Below are 16,262 nucleotides of genomic sequence, written 5' to 3'. Positions count from 1 at the left end.
GGCGAAAATCGCATGGGTCACATGCGTTTTCTGCATATCGGAATTCATACTTAACGCCCCGTTATTAAAGGCAAAAAGAAGGCAAGGCAAGGTCGCTTTCAGGCCATTGGAGGCCGTTTTTGAGCCACGGATGTCGGCCCGGTGTCGCGGCTGGACCGGCGGGGTCGTTTTCAGGCCGGGCGCGCTAAGGGCTTGGCCTATGTTCGCGTTTCGTGCTAGGCGTTGCCGCAAAGCAACAAAAGGCGGCAGGCATGCGGGTTTTGGGCATTGATCCGGGATTGCGAAACCTTGGCTGGGGCGTGATCGAGGCCGAGGGCAGCCGACTCAGGCATATCGCGAACGGTGTGTGCTGCTCGGCCGGCGATCTGCTGGCCGAACGGCTGTTGTCCCTGCACAGCCAACTGACCGAGGTGCTGCGCCGGCATGCGCCGCAGGCGGCGGCGGTCGAACAGACCTTCGTGAACCGCGACGGGGCCGGCACGCTGAAGCTGGGGCAGGCGCGCGGTATCGCGATGCTGGTGCCTGCGCAATTCGGTCTGGCCGTCGGGGAATATGCCCCGAACACTGTGAAAAAGACGGTTGTCGGGGTGGGCCATGCGGACAAGCGGCAGGTGCTGCACATGGTGCAGATGCAGTTGCCGGGGGCCGAGGTTACGGGGTCGGATGCGGCCGATGCGCTGGCCATCGCCATCTGCCACGCCCGCCACATGGGCACGCAGCCGCTGAGGATCCGGGCATGATCGGGCGCATCGCGGGGCGGGTGGAATACAAGGGCGACGATCACCTGCTGATCGACGTGCGCGGGGTCGGCTACGTGGTCTATTGTTCGGACCGGGTGCTGGCCGGACTGCCCGGCCCGGGCGAGGCGGTGGCGCTGTACACCGATCTGCTGGTGCGCGAGGATCTCTTGCAGCTTTTCGGCTTTCCGTCGCTGGTGGAAAAGGAATGGTTCCGGCTGTTGATGACGGTGCAGGGGGTGGGCGCCAAGGCGTCACTGGCGATTCTGGGGGCGCTGGGGCCCGACGGGGTCAGCCGGGCCATCGCACTGGGCGACTGGAACGCGATCAAGGCGGCCAAAGGGATCGGCCCCAAGACCGGGCAGCGGGTGGTCAACGAGCTCAAGGACAAGGCGCCCGGGGTGATGGCCATGGGCGCGGCGGTGGCCCCGCGCGCCGCCGATCCGGGCGATCTGGCCGAAGTCGTCGAAACGGCGGCACCCGCGGCCCCGGTGCCACGCGCCGCCCCGTCGAGCCAGGCCGAGACTTTGTCGGCGCTGGGCAACCTGGGCTATGGCCCTGGGGAGGCGGCAGGGGCCGTGGCTGAGGCGGCGGGGGCCAATCCGGACGCGGGCACGCCCGAGTTGATCCGCGCCGCGCTGAAACTGCTGGCACCGAAGGGATAGGGCGATGGCGCAGCTTATCCGCCCTGACGGGCGTCTTCGCAGGGAAGGGGGGCGGTGATGGACCGCGATCCGCATCTGCAGCCCCAGGCCCTGCCCGAGGACCGCGACCGCGCGCTGCGTCCGCAGATGCTGGACGATTTCGTGGGCCAGGCCGCGGCCAAGGCCAATCTGCGCATCTTCATCCAGTCGGCCCGGTCGCGCGCCGAGGCGATGGATCACACGCTGTTCCACGGCCCCCCCGGACTTGGCAAGACGACGCTGGCGCAGATCATGGCGCGCGAGTTGGGGGTGGGGTTTCGCATGACCAGCGGCCCGGTGCTGGCCAAGGCAGGCGATCTGGCGGCCATTCTGACCAACCTCGAGCCACGCGACGTGCTGTTCATCGACGAGATTCACCGGCTCAATCCGGCGGTGGAGGAGGTGCTGTATCCCGCGCTGGAGGATTACGAGCTGGACCTGGTGATCGGCGAGGGGCCTGCCGCGCGGACCGTGCGGATCGAATTGCAGCCCTTCACCCTGGTGGGGGCGACCACGCGGCTGGGTCTGTTGACCACGCCGCTGCGCGACCGGTTCGGCATTCCGACGCGGCTGGAATTCTACACGGTGGATGAGCTGAATCACATCGTCACGCGCAATGCCGAAAAGCTGGGCGTGCGTGCCGAAGGCGATGGCGCGCGAGAGATCGCGCGGCGGTCGCGCGGCACGCCGCGCATCGCCGGGCGGCTGCTGCGGCGGGTGGTGGATTTCGCGGTGGTCGAGGGCGATGGCGTGGTGACGCGGGCGCTTGCGGACAATGCTTTGACCCGTCTGGGGGTGGATCATCTGGGTCTTGACGGTGCTGATCGGCGGTATCTGACCTTGATTGCCGAGAATTATCAGGGCGGCCCTGTGGGAATCGAGACGCTGTCGGCGGCGCTGTCGGAATCGCGCGACGCACTGGAAGAGGTGATCGAGCCCTACCTGCTGCAGCAGGGGCTTATTCAGCGTACGCCGCGCGGTCGGATGCTGGCGCAGAAGGCCTGGGATCATCTGGGCCTGGCGGCACCGCGCCCGCCGGGGCAATCGAGCCTGTTTGACTGACCGCGCCTCGCACGGCACAAAGTGCGTGCGGCGGGGGCCGGAGCCTCCGGCGGGAGTATTTTGCCAAGAAGAAGCTGGGGGTTGCGCGATGAGCGACGCTTTGGACGCGGGGGAGATCGAGGCGCTGTTCACGCGGTCGGACGGCGCCTATGCCTTTGCGCGCTGGGGGCGGCCGCTGTCGCCGGTGGTCTTTGGCGTCGAGGATCAGACCCTGGGCGTGATAAAGGGCGCGTTCGAGGCGGTCTGCCAGCTGGCCGGGCACCAGATGGCCGAGACCGATCCGGAGCTTGGTGCCAATGTCATGGTGTTTTTCTGCCGCGAATGGGCCGAATTGACCGGTGTGCCGAATCTTGACCGGCTGGTGCCCGACCTGGGGCCGCTCGTGGCGCGGCTTGAGGATGCCGGGGCCAACCAGTACCGCATTTTCCGGTTTGACGAGGCTGGCGCGATCCGTGCCTGTTTCGTGTTTCTGCGGATGGATGCGGAGTTGAGCGCGGTGCCTGCGGAAACCCTGGCGCTGGCGCAGGTGGTGCAGAGCATGCTGCTGTGGTCCGACCGGGCCTTTGCCGACCGGTCGGCGCTGGGGCGGCTGGAGGACGGGCGGATCGTGCTGCGCCCCGAGATCGGTGCGCTGTTGCGCGCGGCCTATGATCCGGTGATGCCTGTCGCCGCCCATGATCCGTCGCATGCGCTACGCCTGTTCGCGCGCGTGTCGCAGGCGCTTTGACAGGGGTAGGGAGGGACAGATGAGCCACGAATTTCCGATCCGTGTCTATTACGAAGACACCGACATGGCGGGGATCGTCTATTACGCCAACTACCTGAAATACATCGAACGCGCTCGCAGTGACTGGGTGCGCGAGATCGGGATCGACCAGAATGCCATGCGCGCCGATGGGGGGGTTTTCGTGGTGCGGCGGGTCGAGGCGGATTACCGGCGGCCCGCGCATTTCGACGACCGGCTGCTGGTCCGGACCGAAACGCTGAGCGTGTCCGGCGTGCGGCTGGTGATGCGGCAGGATGTGCTGCGCGGCGAGGAAGTGCTGTTTCAGGCCGTGGTCACGGTGGTCTGCGTGAACGGCGAGGGGCAGCCCGCGCGGCTTCCGGCGAATATCCGCCGCCAGATCGCCTGATCGTGGGGCCAGGGCGCGCGCGCACGCCATTGTGTTGGCCTTTGCCGGGCAAATCGGTTAAACCCACGGCAATCAGAGCCCCGACAGAGGGGCCGTTGTCGAAAGAGCAGGCTTATGGAACTCGAAACCGTCGCGCTGGCGCAGGAGGTTGATTTCTCCATGTGGGCGCTATTCGCACGCGCCACATTGACCGTGAAACTGGTGATGCTGGTGCTGATCATCGCCTCTTTCTGGTCCTGGTCGATCATCGTGCAGAAGCTGATCGCCTACCGCGCCGCCCGGCGCGAGGCCGAAGTGTTCGACCGCGCGTTCTGGTCCGGCGATCCGCTGGACGAGCTTTTCGACAAGATCGGGGTCGAGCCTGAGGGGCGCGCCGAAAAGGTCTTTGCCAGCGGCATGATGGAATGGCGCCGGTCCCATCGCGAGGATGGCGGGCTGATCGCCGGGGCGCAGGCGCGGATCGACCGCAGCATGGATGTGGCGATTTTGAAAGAGGCCGAAGAGCTGCAGAAAGGCCTGCCGGTGCTGGCCACGGTCGGATCGACCGCGCCCTTCGTGGGCCTTTTCGGCACGGTCTGGGGCATCATGCACGCCTTCATCGAGATCGCGCAGCAGCAGAACACCAACCTGGCGGTCGTCGCCCCCGGCATCGCCGAGGCGCTGCTGGCCACCGGCCTGGGTCTGATCGCGGCGATCCCGGCGGTGGTCTTCTACAACAAGCTGAGTGCCGACAGCGACCGTATCGTCGCGGGCTACGAGGCCTTTGCCGACGAATTTTCGACCATCCTGTCGCGTCAGCTGGACAGCTGAGCCATGGGCGCGGGCGTGATGAAAAAGGGCGGCGGGGGCGGACGCAGACGGCGCGGGCGCCGCGCCAGCGCGCCGATGTCGGAAATCAACGTCACGCCCTTCGTGGACGTGATGCTGGTGCTGCTCATTATCTTCATGGTGGCGGCACCTTTGTTGACCGTCGGTGTTCCGGTGGAACTGCCCAAGACCGCCGCGACCGCGCTTCCGTCCGAGACCGAGGAGCCGCTGACCGTCACCCTGACCACCGATGGCGTCGTGATGATCCAGAACACCGAGGTGGACCGCGGTGATCTGGTCAACCGACTGCGCGCGATCGCGGTCGAGCGTTCGGACGACCGGGTGTTCCTGCGGGCCGACGGGGCGGTGCCCTATTCGGACGTGGCGCAGGTGATGGGCGCGCTCAATGCCGGTGGCTTTGCCTCGATCGGTCTGGTGACGGATATCGGCGGTCCGGCCCTTGACGGGTCGGGGAACTAAGGCGCGCGCCCATGCATATCGGGCATTATATCTCGGGCGCAGGGCACGGGGTTCTGATCCTGTGGCTACTGTTCGGCGGGATCTTCGAGCCCGAGCCCGAGGCGCCGCAGGTGGCCGAGGTATCGGTGCTGTCCGAGGCGGAGTTCGCGGCGCTGACCGCGCAGTCGCAGCCGCCCGAAAGCACCGTTGACGTGGCCGCGCCCCCGGCGCCCGAGGTGACGCCGGAACCGGTGCCGGAGCCGCCCGCGCCGGAGCCCGCCCCCGCGCCGCAGCCCGAGCCCGAAGCGGCGGAGCCGCCCGCGCCCGAAGCCGCGCCCGAGGCCCCCGCGCCGCCGCCACAGGCCGATATCAGCGACGCCGCGCCGGTGCTCGACGCGCCCGAGCCCGAACCGCTCGACATCCCCGAAACCGCTCCGCGCCCGCAACCCCGACCGGCGCCGCGCGTGGCCCCCGAACCCGTCGCCCCGCCCGAGCCCGACACCGCCGTGGCCGAGGTCGAGCAGGAGGCCGTGGTGCCGGACGAGACGGCGCCCGCCGACACACCGCCCGAACCCGAGCAGGAGGCCACGGCGCCCGAGGCCGCGGCGACCGAGATCGTGACCGAGGCCGAGGAACCCGCCTCTGCCGCGCCGACGGCGTCGGTGCGGCCGCGCACTCGGCCCAACCGCCCCGCGCCCGCGCCTGAGCCGTCGCCGGAGCCCTCGCAGACCGCCGAGACCGCAGAGCCTGCCCCCGCCACCGACACCGCGGATGCCGTTGCCGATGCGGTGGCGCAGGCGCTGGCCGGTGGCACCACGGATCCCGCGCTCGAATTGCCGGTCGGCCCGCCGATGACCAGCAGCGAAAAGGATGCGCTGCGGGTCGCGGTGCAGCGCTGCTGGGTTGTCGACGTGGGCAGCCAGGCGGCCAACGTGACCGTCACCGTGGCGATGGAGATGGACCAGAGCGGAAAGGTCGTTGGGGCGATCCGGCTTGCCTCGTCCGACGGCGGGCCGCAGTCGGCGGTCGACACCGCATTCCAGGCGGCGCGCCGGGCGATCCTGCGCTGCCAGCGCGACGGGTATGACCTGCCGTCCGAGAAATACGCGCAGTGGCGCGAGATCGAGATGACCTTTAACCCCGACGGGATGCGCGTGCGATGACTTGGTTTCCCCGAATAGCGATCTGCCTTCTTCCCGCCTTTATATCGGCGCATGCCGCTCTGGCGGACAGCATCATCATCGACCTTCCCGCTGGAAGCTTTGAGATGATCCAGGGCAGCCTGCGCCCGGCTGGCGATGGGGTTTTCAAGCTGGATGGGGTCGTTCGCATCAACAACGGCACTTTGCGCATGGGCAGCGCTCCGAGGTCGGCTACGGCTCACCCGTCGATGCGCAGCGTTCCGAAAGCGCCTGCGTCCAGAAAAGACTATACGATGGATAGCTTGCGCGTCGCCGTACAGCGCTGCTGGGTCGTTGACCTGAGCAGCGAAGCCGCCAATGTCAGAGTGACGGTCAGGATCGTTTTCGATGAGGCTGGCCGCGTGTCGGGCCCAATCCGAATGATCGAAGCTGAAGGTGGGCCGCAGTCGGCGGTCGACACCGCGTTCCAGGCGGCGCGCCGGGCCATCCTGCGCTGCCAGGGCGACGGATACGACCTGCCGTCCGAGAAATACGCGCAGTCGCGCGAGATCGAGATGACCTTTAACCCCGACGGGATGCGCGTCAGATGAGCCATGGGAACACATCGGCGGAATTCCCCCGACACGGCGTTTTGCACGCCCTGAAATCCCGCTATGGTGCCGCCAGACGCGCGGCCCGGAACCCGAGAGGATGACGATCGGATGAGACAGTTGTTTGCCCTGACCCGCCTTGTGCTCTTGTTGATCGCGGCGCCGCTGGCCGCGCTGGCCCAGGACGGCCCGCTGCGGATCGAGATCACCGAAGGCGTAATCGAGCCCTTGCCCTTTGCGGTGCCCGATTTCGTCGCCGAAAGCAGCGCCGCGGCGAGCTATGCTAACGAGATCAGCCGCGTCGTGGCCGACGATCTGATCGGCAGCGGCCTGTTCCGCGAAGTCCCGCGCGAGGCGCATATCAGCACCGTCACCAGCTTTCAGAGCCCGGTGCAGTTCGCCGACTGGAAGGCGATCAACGCGCAGGCGCTGATCACCGGGGCGGTGGATGTGGACGCGGGCGGCCGGGTCGTGGTCAAGTTCCGGGTCTACGACGTCTTTGCCGGGACCGAGCTGGGCGACGGCATGCAGTTCGCGGGCACGCCAGACGGGCTGCGGCGCATGGGCCACAAGGTCGCCGATCAGGTCTATTCGCGGATCACCGGCGAGTCGGGGTATTTCGACAGCCGCGTCGTCTTCGTTTCCGAAACCGGCCCAAAGGACCAGCGCGCCAAGCGGCTGGCGATCATGGATTACGACGGCGCCAACCTGCAGTACCTGACCAATTCCAGCTCCATCGTGCTGGCGCCCCGGTTTTCGCCGACCGGCGACCGGGTGCTTTATACCAGCTACGAGACAGGCTTTCCGCGGGTGCATGTGCTCAACGTCGGCGACGTGCAAAGCCGCATCCTGCAGGGCAACGAGGGCGTGATGAGCTTTGCGCCGCGCTTTGCCCCCGATGGCCGCACGGTGGTCTATTCGCTGACCCAAGGGTCGAACACCGACATCTTTGCGATGGACATCGCCAGCGGTGCCACGACGCAGCTGACCTCGGCGCCGTCGATCGAAACCGCGCCCAGCTTTTCACCCGATGGCAGCCGCATCGTTTTCGAATCCGACCGCAGCGGCACGCAGCAGCTATATATCATGCCCGCGGGCGGCGGAGAGGCGCAGCGCATCAGTTTCGGCCAGGGCCGCTATGGCACGCCGGTCTGGTCACCGCGCGGCGACCTCATCGCCTTTACCAAGCAGAACGCAGGCCGCTTTCACATCGGCGTGATGCGCACCGACGGATCCGAAGAGCGGCTGCTGACCGCGTCCTTCCTGGACGAGGGCCCGACCTGGGCCCCAAATGGCCGGGTGCTGATGTTCGCGCGGGAAACCCAAGGGGCTGCGGGCTCCTCATCGCTTTATTCCGTTGATATTTCGGGCCGCAACCTCAAGCGCGTCCGCACACCCGAGGGCGGATCGGACCCCAGCTGGGGGCCACTGCAGTGACGTCGGGTCCGGTCGGAAAAATCCTCGAGGATTTTTTGCCAGAAATTTTCGAAAATTTCTGTGCCGGGCGGCGGACGTCGGGCGCGCGGTTTGCATGGCGCGGGCGCTGTGGTAGCGTTTCGCAAAACGACAGAGCAGGACGGATCCAATGAGACATATGACCAAGGCCCTTTTGCTGATGGCGGCGCTGGGCGTCGCGGCCTGTACCAATGCCGACCGGTTTTCGGGCGATGCGGGCGCGGGGATGTTCGATGCCAATGCGGGTGCCAACGCTGGCATCATCCCGGGCAGTGCCAACGACCCGGCCTCGCCCGCGTACTTCAGCCAGACGGTCGGGGACCGGGTGCTTTTCGCCGTCGACCAGTCGACGCTGGGGCCCGAGGCGCAGAACACGCTGAACGGGCAGGCGCAGTGGCTGCTGACCAATTCCGACTACCTCGCCGTGATCGAAGGCCATGCCGATGAACAGGGCACGCGGGAATACAACCTCGCGCTGGGGGCGCGCCGGGCCAATTCGGTCATGGAATACCTGATTTCGCGCGGCGTTCCGGCCAGCCGCCTGAAGTTCGTCAGCTACGGCAAGGAACGTCCGATCGAGATCTGTTCGGAAGAGGCGTGTTATGCCAAGAACCGCCGGGCGGTCACGATCATCTCGTCCGGTGGTCTGACAAGCTAGGCCCAACCCGAGGAGGGGTGCGATGCGATTTGCAGCGGTTTTGCTGAGTTGTGTGCTGGCGGCGGGGCCGCTGGCGGCGCAGGAGTCCGAAACGCTGGCGGACATCCGTCAGGATCTGTCGGCGCTTTATTTCGAGATGCAGCGCCTGCGCACCGAGCTGAGCACCACAGGCGGCACGGGTTTGACCATCGGCGGCGGCACGCTGGACCGGGTCAACGCGATCGAGGCGGAATTGCAGCGCCTGACCTCGAAGACCGAAGAGATCGAGTTCCGCATCGGCCGCGTGGTCGAGGACGGGACAAACCGGATCGGCGATCTGGAATTCCGCCTGTGCGAGCTTGAGCCCGGTTGCGACATCGCATTATTGGGCGACACCCCGCGGTTGGGCGGCGGTGCCGCACCTGCGGTTCCCACCGGTCCCGCGCCGGTGACGGAAACGGGCGACACCGGGGGCATGGAACTGGCAGCGGGAGAAGAATCAGACTTTCGGCGGGCGCAGGAGGCGCTCGCCAGCGGTGACTTTCAATCCGCCGCGGACCAGTTTGCGGCCTTTCGCCAGACTTACCCGGGCGGACCGCTAGAGGCGGCGGCGCTGGTGGGCCAGGGCCGCGCGCTCGAGGGCGCGGGCGATATGCGTTCGGCCGCGCGCGCCTATCTCGACGCCTATTCCGGCTATCCGCAGGCCGATGTCGCCCCCGAGGCGCTGTTCCTGCTGGGCCGGTCGCTGGGCGCGCTGGGGTCGCTGCAAGAGGCCTGCGTGACGCTCGCCGAGGTCGCGGTGCGCTATCCCGGCAGCCCTGCCATCAGTGACGCGCAGGCGGCGCGCACGTCGCTGGGATGTTCGTGAGCGGGGCCACGCTCGACCAGCGGTTCGCCGACAGCATGGGCCAGCTTCTGGGGCCCGATTTTCCCTCTGACATCGCGCTGGCCGTTTCCGGCGGCGGCGACAGCATGGCGATGCTGACGCTGGCGCACAACTGGACGCGGGTCTGGGGCGTCCGGCTGTGGGTGGTGACCGTCGATCACGGTCTGCGCCCCGAAAGCGCCGACGAGGCCGCGTTCGTGGCGGAGGAGGTGCGCGCCCTTGGCCATCCGCACGCCACACTGCGCTGGCACTGGGACGGGCAGGGCAACGTGCAGGACGCCGCGCGGCACGCGCGGCTGTCGCTGATCGACCGCTGGCGCGCCGGGCTGGACCATGTGCTGATGGCGCATACCCAGGACGACGTGGCCGAGACTTTCCTGATGCGGCTCAAGCGCGGCTCCGGCGTTGACGGGCTGTCGGCGATGCGGGCGCGGCGGCGCGTCGTGCCGCATGTCGGCACACCGCCCGCGCTGCCCGATGCCGATGTCACGCAGACGCAGGCGCCGCCAATGCGGGGTGCCGCGGCCACGCCCGGTTTCGACGTGATCCGCCCCTGCCTCGACATGCGCCGCGCCGAGCTGCGCCATTACCTCCGCACCCTCAAGGGCCGCTGGGTCGAGGATCCGTCGAACGACGATCCGGCCTTTGGCCGCGTACAGATGCGGCAGGCGCTGTCGGTGTTGGAGGAGGCGGGGCTGTCGGTGGCCTCCCTGACCCGCACGGCGGACCGGATGCGCCGCGCCTCTGACGCGCTGCGGGCGCGAGCGGTAGAGGCCTGGCGCGCCCTTCAGCCCGAGGATGCGGGGCAGATGCACCGGACCGGCGACGTGTCGTTTGACCGCACCGGGTTCGAGCGGGTGGAGCCGGAGACCCAACTGCGCCTCCTGGCGGCGGCGCTACAATATGTCTCGACCAACGCCTACCGCCCTCGGGCCGATCCTTTGCAGGCCGTGCTGGAGCGTGTGCTGGCCGGAGGAGCAGGTACGCTGCACGGCTGCGAGGTCCGGGCCGATGGCGCACAGCTGCGCATCCTGCGTGAGTTTCAGGCCGTCGCGGCGCTGCAGACACGCGCCGGTGACGCGCGCCTCTGGGATGGCCGTTGGCAGGTTGTTAACCCTGACATGCAAGGCTTGACCGTGCGCGCGCTGGGTGAGGACGGCTGGGCGCAATGCCCGGACCGGGGCGTGGACACACCCGCGTTTCATGCCGCCCGCGCCCTGCCGTCGATCTGGGACGGCGCAAAGCTGGTCGCCTGCGATGCCATGGGCGTGGGGCCGGGCGGCACGATGCGGCTTTGCCCCATGGGCCGCGACCTGCCGGGCTTCGAAGGTTTCCTGCTTTCGCATTGAACGAAGGCCCGGGATGGCTATGTTACAATGGCAAATGGTGTGCTATGACGCACACTCCGAGATTTTGGGAGATTTTCCTTGGGTAACGCGCGCAATATCGCCTTCTGGGTCGTTCTGTTCCTGCTGATCCTGGCGCTGTTCAACCTGTTCAGCGGTGGTGGCAACACCATGCAAAGCCGCGAGATCAGCTATACCGACTTTGTCAGCGCGGTCGAGGACCAGACCGTGAGTTCCGTCACGCTTGACGGCGAACAGGTGCGGTTCCGCAGCGATGACGGTCAGGATTACGTCACCATCAAGCCCGAGGATGCGGAGGTCACCAACCTCTTGCTGGAAAATAACATTCCGGTGCGGGCCGAACAGCAGGAACAGTCGGGCTTCCAGTCCTTTCTGCTGAGCCTCTTGCCCTTCCTGCTGCTGATCGGGGTCTGGATCTACTTCATGAACCGGATGCAGGGCGGCGGCAAAGGCGGCGCCATGGGCTTTGGCAAGTCCAAGGCCAAGCTGCTGACGGAAAAGCACGGCCGCGTGACGTTTGACGACGTGGCGGGCATCGACGAGGCCAAGGAAGAGCTGGAAGAGATCGTCGAATTCCTGCGCAATCCGCAGAAATTCTCGCGCCTTGGCGGCAAGATCCCCAAGGGCGCGCTGCTCGAAGGGCCTCCGGGGACCGGTAAGACGCTGCTCGCGCGCGCCATCGCGGGCGAGGCGGGTGTGCCGTTCTTCACCATCTCGGGCTCCGACTTTGTCGAAATGTTCGTGGGTGTGGGTGCGTCCCGTGTGCGCGACATGTTCGAACAGGCGAAAAAGAACGCGCCCTGTATCGTCTTCATCGACGAAATCGACGCCGTGGGCCGCAACCGCGGGTCCGGCTATGGCGGCGGCAACGACGAACGCGAACAGACGCTGAACCAGCTCCTGGTCGAAATGGACGGGTTCGAGGCGAACGAAGGCGTGATCATCATCGCCGCCACCAACCGCAAGGACGTGCTCGACCCCGCGCTGCTGCGCCCGGGCCGGTTCGACCGGCAGGTGACGGTGGGCAATCCCGACATCAAGGGCCGCGAAAAGATCCTTGGCGTGCACGCCCGCAAGACCCCGCTGGGCCCGGATGTGGACCTACGCATCATTGCGCGCGGCACCCCCGGCTTTTCCGGTGCGGATCTCGCCAACCTTGTCAACGAGGCCGCGCTGGGTGCGGCGCGCGTGGGGCGGCGGTTTGTGGCGATGATCGATTTCGAACAGGCCAAGGACAAGATCATGATGGGCGCCGAACGCCGCTCCATGGTCCTGACCCAAGAGCAGAAGGAAAAGACCGCCTATCACGAGGCCGGGCACGCCATCGTGGGCATCAACCTGCCGAAGTGCGATCCGGTCTACAAGGCCACGATCATCCCGCGCGGCGGCGCGCTCGGAATGGTGATGAGCCTGCCGGAAATGGACAAGCTGCAGATGTTCAAGGACGAGGCCGAACAGAAGATCGCCATGACCATGGCGGGTAAGGCGGCCGAAATCCTGAAATACGGCGCCGACGAGGTGTCGTCGGGCCCGATGGGCGACATCATGCAGGCAAGCCAGCTGGCGCGCGGCATGGTCATGCGCATGGGCATGTCCGACAAGGTCGGCAACATCGACTATTCCGAGGCCGCGGCCGGCTATCAGGCCAATGGCGGGGCGGGGGGCTTTTCGGTCTCAGCCGCGACGAAGGAGCTGATCGAGAACGAGGTCAAGCGCATCATCGACGAAGGGTATGAACGCGCGGTGCAGATCCTGACCGAGAAGAACGAAGAGTTCGAGCGTCTGGCCCAAGGGCTTCTGGAATACGAAACCCTGACGGGTGAGGAAATCGAGCGCGTCATTCGGGGCGAACCGCCGACCCCGGAAGAGGGCGACGATGACACGCCGGACACCCCCAGCGTCACGGCGATCCCCAAGACCAAGCCGAAATCGAAGCCAACGGACGGCAGCATGGAGCCTGAACCCTCGGTATGACGCCCGACGACAGCACAGACTGGAACCCCGGGACCTACCACAGGTTCCGGGGTTTGCGCTTGCGCCCCGCGTTGGATCTGCTGCGCGCGCTGGCCCCCTTGCCCGAAGGCGACGTGGTGGATCTGGGCTGCGGCTCCGGCTCTGTCGGTCCGGCGCTGGGGCAATTGCGCCGCCGCCTGATCGGCGTCGACACCAGCCCCGCGATGCTGGCGCAGGCGCGGCTGACCGGCGTCTACAAGGAGCTGATCGAGCAGGACCTTGCCGCGTGGGAGGCGCAGTCGCCGACCGCGCTGATCTTCGCCAATGCCTCGCTCCACTGGTGCAAAGATCACACCACGCTGCTGCCGAAACTGGCGGGCATGCTGGTGCCAGGCGGCATCCTTGCCGTGCAGTTCCCGCATCAGAACAACGCGCCGTCACACCGGCTGTGGGTGTCGCTGGTGGATGAGCTGTTTCCGGGCCGCTACGACCATTCCCGCGGCACCAGCGTGCTGTTGCCCGCCGAATACCACCGGCTGCTGAAACCGCTGGGCCAGGTCGGGCTGTGGGAAACGGAGTATTATCAGGAGCTCGCCCCCGATGCCGAAGGCCACCCGGTCCGGCGTTTCACCGAAGGTACCTTTGCCCGGCCGATCCTTTCGTCATTGGAACCGGACGAGCAGAAGCGCCTGATCGCGGCCTATGAGGCGGTGATCGGCAAGGCCTATCCCAAGGGGCGGCAGGGCACGGTGTTGTTCCCGTTCCGGCGGATGTTCGTGACGCTGACGGTGTGACCGCCCGGCCGTCTTGGTCTCGGGGCGTGAAATAATCGTATATTCACAGGGCCCTGTTTGACTTCGCTGGCGGGGCGGGCACTCTGACGGCACCTCATACAGGAGCCTGCCCTTGCCCGCGCTGAAACCCACAACATTCTCTGCCACGATCCGCTGGCTGGGCCAGGTGCCCGAAACCGGGGAGGGCATCCGGTCGGTTCCCGTGCAGGCGCTTGAGCTGGACTGGGACGGTGCGGTGGGCGAACGTCACCGAGGCGCCACGCGGCCGTCGTGCAGCCGGATGCTGCAGCAATATCCGCGCGGCACCGAAATCCGCAACGTCCGGCAACTGGCCATCGCCTCGGTCGAGGAAATGGCCGACATCGCCGCGCGCATGGGGCTGGACAAGATCGCGCCGGAATGGCTGGGCGCGTCCATGGTGATCGAGGGGCTGCCGGATTTCAGCCATCTGCCGCCCTCTTCGCGGTTGCAGGGGCCGGATGGCGTGATGCTGACGGTGGATATCCAGAACCGCCCCTGTCAGCTGCCCGCGCGCGAGATCGAGCGGGCGCATCCCGGCCATGGCAAGCATTTCAAACCGGCGGCGCAGGGGCGGCGCGGCGTGACGGCCTGGGTCGAACGGCCCGGGCGGCTGGCCGTGGGCGACAGTCTGCAGGTGCACATCCCCGACCAGCGCGCGTGGAATCATGTCGAGGCCGCGCGCCGCAGTTGACGCGGGATTTCGCCGCGCACCGCGCCGCCGTTTGCATCGCGGGAAACGTCGGATTCGCAGCGCCGCCTTCCCGAACGTGCCGGTATGAGTGGCGTCAAACGTCATGCACCATCAACAGGGGACGCACACATGGCCTTAAAGACGGATATCGAGATAGCGCGTGAGGGGGTTAAGGAGCCCATTCAGGCGATTGGGGAGAAGTTGGGGATCGGGGCGGAGCATTTGCTGCCCTACGGTCACGACAAGGCCAAGGTCAGTCAGGCGTTCATCGATTCGGTGCAGGACCGGCCCAATGGCAAGCTGATTCTGGTAACCGCGATCAACCCGACGCCCGCGGGCGAGGGCAAGACCACGACGACCGTGGGCTTGGGCGACGGGCTCAACCGGATCGGCAAGAAGGCGGCGATCTGCATCCGCGAGGCGAGCCTTGGGCCGAACTTCGGCATGAAGGGCGGGGCCGCGGGCGGCGGCTATGCCCAGGTGGTGCCGATGGAGGACATGAACCTGCATTTCACCGGCGATTTCCACGCCATCACCAGCGCTCATAATTTGTTAAGCGCGATGATCGACAATTCGATCTACTGGGGCAACCCGCTGGGAATCGACGAACGCCGCGTCGCCTGGCGCCGGGTGCTCGACATGAACGACCGCGCGCTGCGGGACGTTGTGACCTCGCTTGGCGGGGTGGCCAACGGCTTTCCGCGCCAGACCGGTTTCGACATCACCGTCGCGTCCGAGGTGATGGCGATCCTGTGCCTGGCCAAGGACCTGGCCGATCTGCAGAAACGTCTGGGCGACATGATCGTCGCCTACACGAGAGAGAAGGAGCCGATCTACTGCCGTGACATCAAGGCCGACGGGGCGATGACGGTGCTGCTGCGCGATGCGATGCAGCCCAACCTCGTGCAGACGCTGGAAAACAACCCGGCGTTTGTGCACGGCGGGCCGTTCGCCAACATCGCGCATGGCTGCAATTCGGTCATCGCCACGAGGACGGCGCTGAAGCTGGCGGATTATGTGGTGACCGAAGCCGGGTTCGGCGCCGATCTGGGCGCGGAAAAGTTCATGGACATCAAGTGCCGCAAGGCGGGGCTTGCCCCCGATGCGGTGGTGATCGTGGCGACGGTGCGCGCGATGAAGATGAACGGCGGCGTGGCCAAGGCCGACCTGGGCGCCGAGAACGTGGACGCGGTCAAGGCGGGCTGCCCGAACCTGGGGCGGCACATCGCCAACGTCAAAGGCTTCGGCGTGCCGGTGCTGGTGGGGATCAACCACTTTGCCGGCGACAGCGAGGCCGAGGTGCAGGCGGTCAAGGACTACGTGGCCGAACAGGGTGCGGAGGCGATCCTGTGCAAGCACTGGGCCGACGGCGGTGCCGGCATCGAGGAGATGGCGCGCCGGGTCGCCGAGGTGGCGGATTCGGGCGTGTCGGAGTTCAAGGTGCTCTACCCCGACGAGATGCCGCTGTTCGAGAAGATCGAGGCGATCGCCAAGAACATCTACCACGCCGACGGGGTGGATGCGGACGGCAAGATCCGCAGCCAGCTGAGTGAATGGGAGGCGCAGGGCTACGGCACGCTGCCGATCTGCGTGGCCAAGACGCAGTATTCCTTCACCACCGACCCGGGCCTGCGCGGCGCGCCCACGGGCTTCCGCCTGCCGGTGCGCGAAGTGCGCCTGTCGGCGGGCGCGGGGTTCGTCGTGGCGATCTGCGGCGAGATCATGACCATGCCCGGCCTGCCCCGCACCCCCGCCTCCGAATCCATCCGCCTCAACGACGACGGCCTCATCGAGGGCCTGTTCTAGGGGGCATCGCCCGGCATTTTTGAACTGCAAAAGCGGCGA

The 16,262-nt window shown here is 66.9% G+C and carries 17 protein-coding genes; all 17 read left to right on the top strand.

Going from position 1 to position 16,262, the window contains the following annotated elements; translation table 11 throughout:
* The first annotated feature begins 251 nt into the window (after positions 1-251).
* Entirely contained in the window at positions 252-740 is a 489-nt protein-coding gene (ruvC, locus tag ACOXXX_RS20360) for a crossover junction endodeoxyribonuclease RuvC (protein ID WP_422828464.1), read from the top strand.
* Positions 737-1,402 carry a Holliday junction branch migration protein RuvA gene (gene ruvA / locus ACOXXX_RS20355; RefSeq protein ID WP_422828463.1) on the top strand — a complete coding sequence of 222 codons (666 nt, stop codon included), beginning with the start codon at positions 737-739 and terminating at the stop codon, positions 1,400-1,402. Before ruvC ends, ruvA begins: the two co-directional genes overlap by 4 nt.
* Before the next feature lie 54 nt (positions 1,403-1,456).
* Positions 1,457-2,482: a Holliday junction branch migration DNA helicase RuvB gene (gene ruvB / locus ACOXXX_RS20350; RefSeq protein ID WP_422828462.1), complete on the top strand. Its 1,026-nt coding sequence runs from the start codon at positions 1,457-1,459 to the stop codon at positions 2,480-2,482.
* An 88-nt stretch (positions 2,483-2,570) separates the two neighbouring features.
* Entirely contained in the window at positions 2,571-3,209 is a 639-nt protein-coding gene (locus ACOXXX_RS20345) for a hypothetical protein (protein ID WP_422828461.1), read from the top strand.
* Between the two features lie 19 nt (positions 3,210-3,228).
* Positions 3,229-3,615: a tol-pal system-associated acyl-CoA thioesterase gene (ybgC, locus tag ACOXXX_RS20340; RefSeq protein WP_422828460.1), complete on the top strand. Its 387-nt coding sequence runs from the start codon at positions 3,229-3,231 to the stop codon at positions 3,613-3,615.
* 114 nt (positions 3,616-3,729) lie between these two features.
* A complete protein-coding gene (tolQ, locus tag ACOXXX_RS20335) occupies positions 3,730-4,425 on the top strand; it encodes a protein TolQ (RefSeq protein WP_422828459.1) in 696 nt (231 codons plus the stop codon).
* A gap of 3 nt (positions 4,426-4,428) precedes the next feature.
* On the top strand, positions 4,429-4,902 hold the full coding sequence (gene tolR / locus ACOXXX_RS20330; protein WP_422828458.1) for a protein TolR: 474 nt from the start codon (positions 4,429-4,431) through the stop codon (positions 4,900-4,902).
* 11 nt (positions 4,903-4,913) lie between these two features.
* Positions 4,914-6,044 (top strand): cell envelope biogenesis protein TolA, encoded by a 1,131-nt coding sequence (locus ACOXXX_RS20325; protein WP_422828457.1) that lies wholly within the window; start codon positions 4,914-4,916, stop codon positions 6,042-6,044.
* Entirely contained in the window at positions 6,041-6,613 is a 573-nt protein-coding gene (locus tag ACOXXX_RS20320) for a hypothetical protein (RefSeq protein WP_422828456.1), read from the top strand. Before ACOXXX_RS20325 ends, ACOXXX_RS20320 begins: the two co-directional genes overlap by 4 nt.
* Positions 6,614-6,724: 111 nt before the next feature.
* Complete coding sequence (gene tolB, locus ACOXXX_RS20315; protein WP_422828455.1) at positions 6,725-8,050, top strand: Tol-Pal system beta propeller repeat protein TolB; 1,326 nt, start codon at positions 6,725-6,727, stop codon at positions 8,048-8,050.
* A gap of 148 nt (positions 8,051-8,198) precedes the next feature.
* Positions 8,199-8,726: a peptidoglycan-associated lipoprotein Pal gene (gene pal / locus ACOXXX_RS20310; RefSeq protein ID WP_422828454.1), complete on the top strand. Its 528-nt coding sequence runs from the start codon at positions 8,199-8,201 to the stop codon at positions 8,724-8,726.
* A gap of 22 nt (positions 8,727-8,748) precedes the next feature.
* Entirely contained in the window at positions 8,749-9,573 is an 825-nt protein-coding gene (locus ACOXXX_RS20305) for a tetratricopeptide repeat protein (protein WP_422828453.1), read from the top strand.
* 35 nt (positions 9,574-9,608) lie between these two features.
* Positions 9,609-10,940 (top strand): tRNA lysidine(34) synthetase TilS, encoded by a 1,332-nt coding sequence (gene tilS, locus ACOXXX_RS20300; protein ID WP_422828493.1) that lies wholly within the window; start codon positions 9,609-9,611, stop codon positions 10,938-10,940.
* 78 nt (positions 10,941-11,018) lie between these two features.
* Positions 11,019-12,932 carry an ATP-dependent zinc metalloprotease FtsH gene (ftsH, locus tag ACOXXX_RS20295; protein WP_422828452.1) on the top strand — a complete coding sequence of 638 codons (1,914 nt, stop codon included), beginning with the start codon at positions 11,019-11,021 and terminating at the stop codon, positions 12,930-12,932.
* A 53-nt stretch (positions 12,933-12,985) separates the two neighbouring features.
* Positions 12,986-13,705 carry a methyltransferase domain-containing protein gene (locus ACOXXX_RS20290; protein ID WP_422828451.1) on the top strand — a complete coding sequence of 240 codons (720 nt, stop codon included), beginning with the start codon at positions 12,986-12,988 and terminating at the stop codon, positions 13,703-13,705.
* A 112-nt stretch (positions 13,706-13,817) separates the two neighbouring features.
* Positions 13,818-14,417 (top strand): MOSC domain-containing protein, encoded by a 600-nt coding sequence (locus ACOXXX_RS20285; protein ID WP_422828450.1) that lies wholly within the window; start codon positions 13,818-13,820, stop codon positions 14,415-14,417.
* A gap of 129 nt (positions 14,418-14,546) precedes the next feature.
* The gene (locus tag ACOXXX_RS20280; RefSeq protein ID WP_422828449.1) at positions 14,547-16,223 is read left to right on the top strand and encodes a formate--tetrahydrofolate ligase; all 1,677 of its coding nucleotides are present in this window, start codon (positions 14,547-14,549) and stop codon (positions 16,221-16,223) included.
* Positions 16,224-16,262 lie beyond the last annotated feature (39 nt).

Origin of the sequence: Thalassococcus sp. BH17M4-6 (genome assembly GCF_049323015.1) — a bacterium.
In the GTDB taxonomy this organism is placed as follows: Bacteria; Pseudomonadota; Alphaproteobacteria; order Rhodobacterales; family Rhodobacteraceae; genus Puniceibacterium.
The sequence above is the reverse complement of the archived record's forward strand: the minus strand, read 5'-3'. Positions and strand labels throughout refer to the sequence as shown.

What these genes read in the sequence shown, in the direction of transcription:
- ruvC (WP_422828464.1), top strand. Translation starts at nt 252, where the DNA reads ATGCGGGTTTTGGGCATTGATCCGGGATTGCGAAACCTTGGCTGGGGC.
- ruvA (WP_422828463.1), top strand. Translation starts at nt 737, where the DNA reads ATGATCGGGCGCATCGCGGGGCGGGTGGAATACAAGGGCGACGATCAC.
- ACOXXX_RS20345 (WP_422828461.1), top strand. Translation starts at nt 2,571, where the DNA reads ATGAGCGACGCTTTGGACGCGGGGGAGATCGAGGCGCTGTTCACGCGG.
- ybgC (WP_422828460.1), top strand. Translation starts at nt 3,229, where the DNA reads ATGAGCCACGAATTTCCGATCCGTGTCTATTACGAAGACACCGACATG.
- tolQ (WP_422828459.1), top strand. Translation starts at nt 3,730, where the DNA reads ATGGAACTCGAAACCGTCGCGCTGGCGCAGGAGGTTGATTTCTCCATG.
- tolR (WP_422828458.1), top strand. Translation starts at nt 4,429, where the DNA reads ATGGGCGCGGGCGTGATGAAAAAGGGCGGCGGGGGCGGACGCAGACGG.
- ACOXXX_RS20325 (WP_422828457.1), top strand. Translation starts at nt 4,914, where the DNA reads ATGCATATCGGGCATTATATCTCGGGCGCAGGGCACGGGGTTCTGATC.
- ACOXXX_RS20320 (WP_422828456.1), top strand. Translation starts at nt 6,041, where the DNA reads ATGACTTGGTTTCCCCGAATAGCGATCTGCCTTCTTCCCGCCTTTATA.
- tolB (WP_422828455.1), top strand. Translation starts at nt 6,725, where the DNA reads ATGAGACAGTTGTTTGCCCTGACCCGCCTTGTGCTCTTGTTGATCGCG.
- pal (WP_422828454.1), top strand. Translation starts at nt 8,199, where the DNA reads ATGAGACATATGACCAAGGCCCTTTTGCTGATGGCGGCGCTGGGCGTC.
- ACOXXX_RS20305 (WP_422828453.1), top strand. Translation starts at nt 8,749, where the DNA reads ATGCGATTTGCAGCGGTTTTGCTGAGTTGTGTGCTGGCGGCGGGGCCG.
- tilS (WP_422828493.1), top strand. Translation starts at nt 9,609, where the DNA reads ATGGGCCAGCTTCTGGGGCCCGATTTTCCCTCTGACATCGCGCTGGCC.
- ACOXXX_RS20280 (WP_422828449.1), top strand. Translation starts at nt 14,547, where the DNA reads ATGGCCTTAAAGACGGATATCGAGATAGCGCGTGAGGGGGTTAAGGAG.